Annotated in this window: 1 protein-coding gene; it reads left to right on the top strand. The window is 75.4% G+C overall.

From position 1 onward, the window contains the following. Positions 1-63 precede the first annotated feature (63 nt). On the top strand, positions 64-8,724 hold an 8,661-nt coding region (locus AOK03_RS34570; protein ID WP_167355677.1), incomplete at its 3' end, for a type I polyketide synthase.

Genomic DNA, 8,724 nt, shown 5'->3' with positions numbered 1-8,724 from the left:
GCCGTGGGGACGCTCCGGCGGGGTGAGGGGGGTCCGGCTCGGCTGGCGCAGAGTCTGGCCGAGGTGTTCGTCGCGGGTGTCGACGTGAACTGGGCGCCGTGGCTGGCGGGTGGTCGGTTGGTGGAGTTGCCGACGTACGCCTTCCAGCGGCGTCGTCACTGGTTGCCCGCGGGGCGGTCCGTGGTGGACGCGGCCGGGCTCGGGCTGCGGCCCGCCGGACACCCGCTGCTCGGCGCCGCCGTCCGGCTCGCCGGTGGCGATGACGTCGTCCTCACCGGACGGCTCTCCCGCACCACCCACCCGTGGCTCGACGACCACGGAGTCTTCGGCACCGTTCTGCTCCCGGGCACCGCCTTCATCGAGATGACGCTCCGCGCCGCCGACGAGGTCGGCTGCGATGTCATCGAGGAACTGACGCTGGAGCGGCCGCTCGTGCTGTCGGAGGACGCCCAGGTGGCGGTGCAGGTTTCGGTGGCGGCGCCGGACGGCTCCGGGCGCCGGACGGTTTCCGTGCACTCCCAGGTCCAGGACGCCGACGCCGACGTGACCGGGGGAGGGGACTGGGTGCGGCACGCCGTCGGAGTGCTCGCGGACGCCGGTCCCGTGCCGTCGGACGAGCGGCTGGACGGCGTGTGGCCGCCGACCGGTGCCGAGCGGGTCGACGTCGCGGACGCCTACGAGACGCTGGCCGGGCTCGGCTACGGCTACGGACCCGTGTTCCAGGGCCTGCGCGCCCTGTGGCGCGACGGCGACGACCTGTTCGCCGAGGTCCGGTTGCCCGTGGACGCCGAGGAGTTCGGCATCCATCCGGCGCTCCTCGACGCGGCCCTGCATCCGCTGCCCTCGGGCGACCTGTGGGTGCCCTTCTCGTGGAGCGGGGTGCGGCTGCATTCGGTCGGTGCGTCGGCGCTGCGGGTGCGGTTGTCGCGTGACGCCGATGGTGCCGTGCGGCTGGTGGCGTTCGACGGTGCGGGCCTGCCGGTGGTGTCGGTGGACGAGTTGCGGTTGCAGAAGATGTCGCAGGAGCAGTTGGGGGCGGCGGTCGCTGCCGGGGACCCGCTGTTCGAGGTGTGCTGGGTCGACGTACCGGTATCGGCACCGGCTCCGGGGGCCGACGCCTCCGATGGTCTGCCGTCCGATGTCGTCGTCGCCCACGTCGAGCCCGGCGGCGACGTCCGGACGAGCGTGGCCGGAGTGCTGGAGACGGTGCAGGACTTCCTCGCCGCGTCGGCCGACGACGAGGGCTCCCGGCTCGCCGTCGTCACCCGGGGCGACATCGCCGCGCAGCCCGACCCGGCCACCTCGGCCGTATGGGGCCTGCTGCGCTCGGCGCAGACCGAGCACCCCGGACGCATCGTGGTCGTCGACGTACCCGCGGAGACCGCACCGCGGCAGTCGGCACTCGCCACGGCCCTGGCTTCCGGAGAGCCACAACTCGCCTGGAACGGAGACGAGTTGACCGCACCGCGACTGGTGGCGGTCGGTGCCGAAGCCGCATCCTCCGCGCCGTCCGCTCCGGAGTGGAACCCGGACGGCACGGTCCTCATCACCGGCGCCGGCGGCTCCCTGGGCCGACTCGTCGCCCGGCACGTCGTGGCCGAGTACGGCGTACGTCACCTGCTGCTGGTCAGCCGTCGTGGCGCCGAGGGCGCCGAGGAGCTGGCCGCCGAACTGGGCGCGCTCGGCGCGACGGTGACCTTCGCCGCCTGTGACGTCGCGGACCGGGACGGTCTGGCGGCGGCCCTGGCCGGGATCGCGGACGGGCACCCGCTGACCGCCGTGATCCACGCCGCCGGTGTCCTCGACGACGGTGTCGTCACCGCACTGACCCCCGACCGCCTCGACACCGTCATGCGCCCGAAGGTCGACGGAGCCCGTCACCTCGACGAGCTGACGCGCGACGCCGACCTGGCCGCGTTCGTGCTGTTCTCGTCCGCCGCCGGTGTGATGGGCACGGCAGGACAGGCCAACTACGCCGCCGCAAACGCCTACTTGGACGCCCTCGCCCACGCGCGCCGCGCCGCAGGGCTGGCCGCGACCTCGCTGGCCTGGGGCCTGTGGGCCGGTGGCGACAGCGCGATGACCGCGCACCTCGACGAGACCGACATCGCCCGGCTCACCCGGGGCGGGCTCGCCCCGATGTCCGCCGCGCAGGGCCTCGCCCTGTTCGACGCGGCGCTCGCCGCCGACCGCGCCACCTTGTTCCCGGCCCGCCTGGACCTGCCCGCGCTGCGCAACCAGGCGGCGCAGGACCGGCTGCCCGCCGTCTTCAAGTCGCTCGTCCGCGCCCCCGCGCGTCGCGCGGCCGCCGCGGTCGGCGCCGGGCAGTCCTCGTCGTGGGCCGCCGACATGGCGGCGCTCGACGACGCGAAGAGGGCGGAGGCTCTGCTCGAACTGGTCCGTGGCCAGGTGTCGTTGGCGCTCGGGCTCGGTTCGGGTGCGTCGGTGGAGGCGGATCGTGCTTTCCGTGATCTGGGCTTCGACTCGCTGACGGGTCTGGAGCTGCGGCAGCGGTTGCAGACGGTGACGGGGCTGCGGCTGCCGTCGACGCTGGTGTTCGACTATCCGACGCCGACCGCGCTCGTCGGTTTCCTTGAGGAGGAGGTCGGGGGGACGGACGCGGGTCCGGTGGCCCCGGCCCCCGTCACAGGGGCGGCCGCGGATGACGATCCGATCGTCATCGTGGGCATGGCCTGCCGTTTCCCGGGCGGGATCCGTTCTCCGCAGGAGCTGTGGCAGGCGACCCTCGACGGGGTCGACGCCATCACCGACTTCCCCGACGACCGCGGCTGGGACATCGCCGACCTCTACGACCCCGACCCCGACCGGGCCGGAAAGACGTACACCCGACGGGGCGGCTTCCTGCACGACGCCGCCGTGTTCGAGCCCGAGTTCTTCGGGATCAGTCCGCGGGAGGCCGCGGCGATGGATCCGCAGCAGCGGCTGCTCCTGGAGACGGCGTGGGAGGCGCTGGAGCGGACCGGCATCGACCCGGACTCCCTGCGCGGCAGCAGGACCGGTGTCTTCACCGGACTGATGCCGATGGAGTACGGCCCGCCGCTGCACGAGCCGGTCGAGGGCATGGACGGCTTCCGCATGCTGGGCAGCGCGTCCAGCGTGGCATCGGGCCGCATCTCGTACCAACTGGGCCTCGAAGGCCCGGCGATGACGATCGACACGGCCTGCTCGTCGTCCCTCGTGGCGCTGCACCTCGCGATACAGGCGCTGCGCAACGGCGAGTGCACCCTCGCCCTGGCGGGCGGTGTGACCGTGATGTCGACGCCCACGACGTTCGTGGAGTTCTCGCGACAGCGGGCGATGTCCGTGGACGGCCGCTGCAAGGCCTTCTCCGACGACGCCGATGGCGCGGGCTGGGCCGAGGGTGTCGGTCTGCTGGTCGTCGAGCGGCTCTCCGAGGCGCGCCGCCTCGGACACCAGGTCCTTTCCGTCGTGCGGGGTTCGGCGGTGAACCAGGACGGCGGCAGCAACGGCATGACCGCCCCCAACGGGCCGTCGCAGCAGCGCGTCATCCGTGACGCCCTCGCCAGTGCGCGACTGACGTCCGCGGACGTGGACGTGGTCGAGGCGCACGGCACCGGCACCTCGCTGGGCGACCCGATCGAGGCGCAGGCGCTGCTGGCGACGTACGGCCAAGGGCGCGACGAGGAACGGCCGTTGTGGCTCGGCTCCGTCAAGTCCAACATCGGGCACACCCAGGCCGCCGCGGGTGTCGCGGGCATCATCAAGATGGTGCAGGCCATGCGGCACGGCATCATGCCGCGCACCCTGCACGCCGACACCCCCTCCCGGCACGTCGACTGGGAGTCCGGCGCCGTCAGCGTGCTCGCCGCCCAGCAGGAGTGGCCCGAGCTGGAGCGGCCCCGCCGCTCCGCCGTGTCGTCCTTCGGCATCAGCGGCACGAACGCGCACGTCATCCTCGAAGCGGCACCCGAAGACGCCCCGGTCCCGGCCACGGACGCCGAGCCGGCGCCGGAAGCGCCGGTGATCCCCTGGACCCTGTCGGCCAGGACGGCCGACGGGCTGCGCCGACAGGCGGAACGCCTGCTCGACCGGGTCGCCGGGGACGACACCGTCGACCCGCGCGACGTCGGCCACACCCTGGCCACCGGCCGGGCCCTGATGGACCACCGCGCCGTCGTCCTGGGCACCGGACGCGACGACCTGACCGAGGCGCTGGCCGCCCTCGCCCGCGGCGAGGACGCACCCGGCACCGTCACCGGCGCCGTCCCGGCCGTCGGGGCGGGCGGGCTCGCGCTCGTCTTCTCCGGGCAGGGCTCGCAGCGGGCGGGCATGGGGCAGGAGCTGTACGAGCGGTATCCGGTCTACGCCGAGGCCTTCGACGCGGTGTGCGCCGCGGTCGACGCGCACCTCGACGGATACGCCGCACACCCGCTGCGCGACGTCGTGTTCGCGCCCGAGGACTCGCCGCTCGCGCCGCTGCTGCAGCAGAGCATGTACACCCAGACCGGCCTGTTCGCCCTGGAGGTCGCCCTTCTCGAACTGCTCCGGGACTGGGGCGTCACCCCCGGACACGTCATGGGCCACTCCCTCGGCGAGATCACCGCGGCATACGCGGCGGAGGTCCTCTCGCTGTCCGACGCCTGCGCCCTCGTCGCGGCGCGCGGACGCCTGATGCAGGCCCTGCCGGAGGGCGGGGCGATGGTGGCCGTCGCGGTGGGCGAGGACGAGACCCGGGCGTACATCGAGCGGGCCGGGCTGACCGACTCCGTCGGCATCGCCGCCGTCAACGGTCCGGAGGCCGTCGTCGTCTCGGGCGACGAGGCCGCCGCCGTGGCCGTCGCCGACCACTTCCGGGCCGCCGGACACCGCGTGCACCGCCTCGCGGTCTCGCACGCCTTCCACTCGCACCGCATGGACGCCATGCTCGACGAGTTCGCCGAGGCGATCTCCGGTCTCTCGTTCAACGCGCCGAGGATCCCCGTGATCTCGAACGTCACCGGCGGACCGGTCGACGCCGAGCGCCTGTGCACCGCCCGGTACTGGGTGGAGCACGTCCGCGGCGCCGTCCGCTTCGCCGACGGGGTGCGCGTCCTCGCCGACCAGGGCGTCCGCGCCTTCCTGGAGGTCGGCGCCGACGCCGCGGTCACCCCGATGGCGCACGCCACGCTCGACGCGTGCCTCGGGGACGACGGATACGTCGCCGTGGCGGCCCTCAAGTCCGGTCAGGACGAGGCCCTCGCCCTGACCCGGGCCCTCGCCGAGACGTTCGTGACCGGCACGCCGGTGCGGTGGCACCGGCTGCTGCCGGGCGGCCGCCGCACCGACCTGCCCGGCTACGCCTTCGCGGGGCAGCGCTACTGGCAGGACGCCGCCACGTCGACGGTCGGCATCCGGGCCGCGGGCCTCACCGGCACCCGGCACCCGCTGCTCGGCGCCGCGGTGCACCTGCCCGACGGGCAGACGGTCCTCACCGGCCGCATCCTGCCCGGCGCCCACCCCTGGCTCGCCGACCACGCGATCGGCGGTACGGTGCTGCTGCCCGGCACCGCCTTCCTCGACCTGGCCCTGCACGCAGGTGGCGAGACGGGCTGCCCCGTCGTCGAGGAACTGACCCTGCAGTCCCCGCTGGTGCTGCCCGCCGACACCGCCGTCTACCTCCAGGTCGTCGTCGGTGCCCCCGACGCGACGGGCCGCCGCACGGTCACCGTCCACTCCTCGGCCGCCCCGGCCTCCGGCACCGAGCCGCAGGTCCAGCACGCGACGGGCACCCTGGCCGACGCACCCGCGCAGCCGGGCGACGCGTGGGACGTGCCGCCCGCCGACGCCGAGCGGATACCGGTCGACGGCCTCTACGCCGACCTGGCCGCGCGCGGCTACGACTACGGGCCGCTCTTCCAGGGCCTGCGCACCGCCTGGCGCACGGCGGACGCCCTCTACGCGGAGGCGGAACTGCCCGCGCAGCCCGGCGCGTTCGGCATCCACCCGGCGCTGCTCGACGCCGCGCTGCACGCCGTCACGCTCGGGGTGCCGTCGCTGTCCGGCGCCGGGTCCGGCACCGAAGGGTCGCGGCCGTTGCTCCCCTTCTCGTGGACGGGTGTGACCCTGCACGCGTCCGGGGCGGGAGCGGTACGGGTCCGGCTCACCGCCACCGCCGACGGGGCCGTCTCCCTGGCCGCCGTCGACACCGCGGGACAGCCCGTCGTCACCGTGGACGCGCTGCTGCTGCGGCCGATGTCCGCGGCCGCGGCACCCGGCCGGGACGGCGGACTCCACCTGCGCTGGCGTCCGTTGACCGTTCCGGAGACGGCGGCCGGGGCGACCGCGATGCCGCACCGGGTCACCGTCGCCGCCGTCGAGCCCGGCGGCGACGTGCACGCCCGCCTGACCGAGGTGCTCGGACGCGTCCAGGGGTTCTTCGCCGACGCGGCCGACGGGGACGACGACGATCGGCTCGTCGTGGTCACCCGGGGCGACATGATGGACCGCCCCGACCCGGCCACCGCCGCCGTGTGGGGTCTGATCCGGGCGGCCCGGGCCGAACACCCCGGACGTCTGCTGCTCGTCGACACGGACACGCCCCGTTCCGTCGACGCGGTCGAAGCGGTGGCGGCGGCCGTCGCCACCGACGAACCCGAGATCGCCTGGCGCGACGGGCAGGCGTACGTGCCACGGCTGAGCCGCACCGCCCCCGACCTGCTTCCGCTGCCGGACGACGCGTCCGAGTGGCGGCTGGAGGCGACCGGCGCGGGCGACGACTCCGCGGGCGACCGCTCCACCGGCGACGACTCCACCGGAGACGACTCCGCAGGCCGCGCCGGTCCGGGTGGCCCCGGGGGCCTCGCCCTCGTACCGGCCCCCGCGGCGCCCCTCGGTCCGCAGGAGATCCGGGTGGCGATGCGCGCCGCCGGGATCGGCCCCGACGACCTGACCGACGGCGACCGGACGCCCGGCACAGAAGGCGCCGGTGTCGTGACCGAGCTCGGCGCGGCGGTCACCGGACCGGCCGTGGGCGACCGCGTCTGGGGCGTCTTCCCGGAGGGCGGCGCGCTCGCCCGGACCGCGGTCACCGACCACCGGTCCGTCGCGCCCCTGCCGCGGGCCCTGACGTTCGCCGAGGCCGCCGCGGCGGCCACCCCGTACCTCGCCGCCTGGCACGCCCTCGTGGACGAGGGTGGACTGCGCGCGGGGCAGCGGGTGCTGGTCCACGCGGCCGCGGATCCCGTCGGCCTCGCCGCGGTCCAGATCGCCCGGCACCTCGGCGCCGAGGTGTACGCCGCCGCGCCGCAGGCCGCCCACGACGCCCTGCGCGGCCTCGGCCTCGACGGCGCCCACCTCACCGGGCCGGAGCCCGGCGACATCGCGCAGCGGGTGCCCGCCGGTCTCGACCTCGTCCTCGACCCGCACCGCAGCACCGGCGCCGAGGTGTCGGCCGCGCTGCTGCTCGCCGCCGACGGCCGGTTCGTGGCCGCCGACGCGCGCGCCGCGCTCACCGTCCCGGACGCCGGGCGGCGGCAGGCGATCCTCGCCGAACTCACCGGCCTGCTCGACTCCGGGGCGCTGCGCGCGCTGCCGGTCACGGCCCACGACATACGGGCGGCCGCCACGGCGTTCCAGGGCCTGTCCGACGGACCGGCCGACGGCTTGTCCGACGGACTGCCCGACGGTTCGTCCGAGGCCGCCGACGGCGATCGGCCCCGCCACCCCGGCCTTCCCGGCCTTCCCGGCCTCCCCGGCCGCACCGTACTGACCGTCCCGCGCCCCATCGACCCGAACGGCACGGTCGTCCTCACCGGCGCGAGCGGCACCCTCGGCCGGCTCGTCCTGCACCGTCTGGTCGCCGAACACGGCGTGCGCAACGTCCTGTTGCTCAGCCGCAGCGGCACCGAGGCGCCCCGTGACCTCCTGGACGTCCTCGACGCCCTGGAGATCGGGGACGACGGCGTCCGGATCCGCTCCGTGGCCTGCGACGTGGCCGACCGCGAGCAGCTCGCCGCGGCTCTTGCCGCCGTCCCCGAAGAGCATCCGCTGACCGCGGTGGTGCACACCGCGGGCGTCCTGGACGACGGGGTCCTCGCGGCTCTCACCCCGGAGCGCCTCGCCACCGTGCTGCGGCCGAAGGCGGACGCGGTACGGGCCCTGCACGACCTGACCGCCGACGCGGACCTCGCGGCCTTCGTCGTGTTCTCCTCGGTCGCCGGAGTGTTCGGCTCGGCGGGACAGGCCAACTACGCGGCCGCCAACGCCTATCTGGACGCATACGCGGCCCGCAGGCACGCGGCGGGCGCCCCGGCGGTCTCCGTCGCCTGGGGCATGTGGTCGCAGACGAGCTCCATGACGGCCGGTCTCGGCGCCGCCGACCTCGGCAGGATCGCCCGCACCGGGCTGCTGCCCACGGCCACCGAAGAGGGCCTCGCCGCCTTCGACCTGGCGCTCACGGCGGCCACGCCCAACCTCGTACCGGTACGCGTCGACACCGCCGCGCTCCGGACGGCCGACACCGTGCCGCCGCTGCTGCGGGACCTGGCGCCCGCGCCGCAGCGCAGGACCGCGTCGAGTGCGCCGACGGCACCCGCCGAGTCACTGGAGAGCAAGCTGCGCGGCCTCCCGGTCGAGCAGCGCACCGCGCTCCTGCTCGACCTGGTCCTGGCGGACGTCGCCCAGGTGCTCGGGCACGGCGACCCGCGCGGACTCTCCGCCGACGGGGCGTTCCGCGACCTCGGGTTCGACTCGCTGACCGCGGTG

Origin of the sequence: Streptomyces atriruber (assembly GCF_001418325.1) — a bacterium.
In the GTDB taxonomy this organism is placed as follows: Bacteria; Actinomycetota; Actinomycetes; order Streptomycetales; family Streptomycetaceae; genus Streptomyces; species Streptomyces atriruber.
This window is presented reverse-complemented; position numbering and strand designations above follow the sequence as displayed.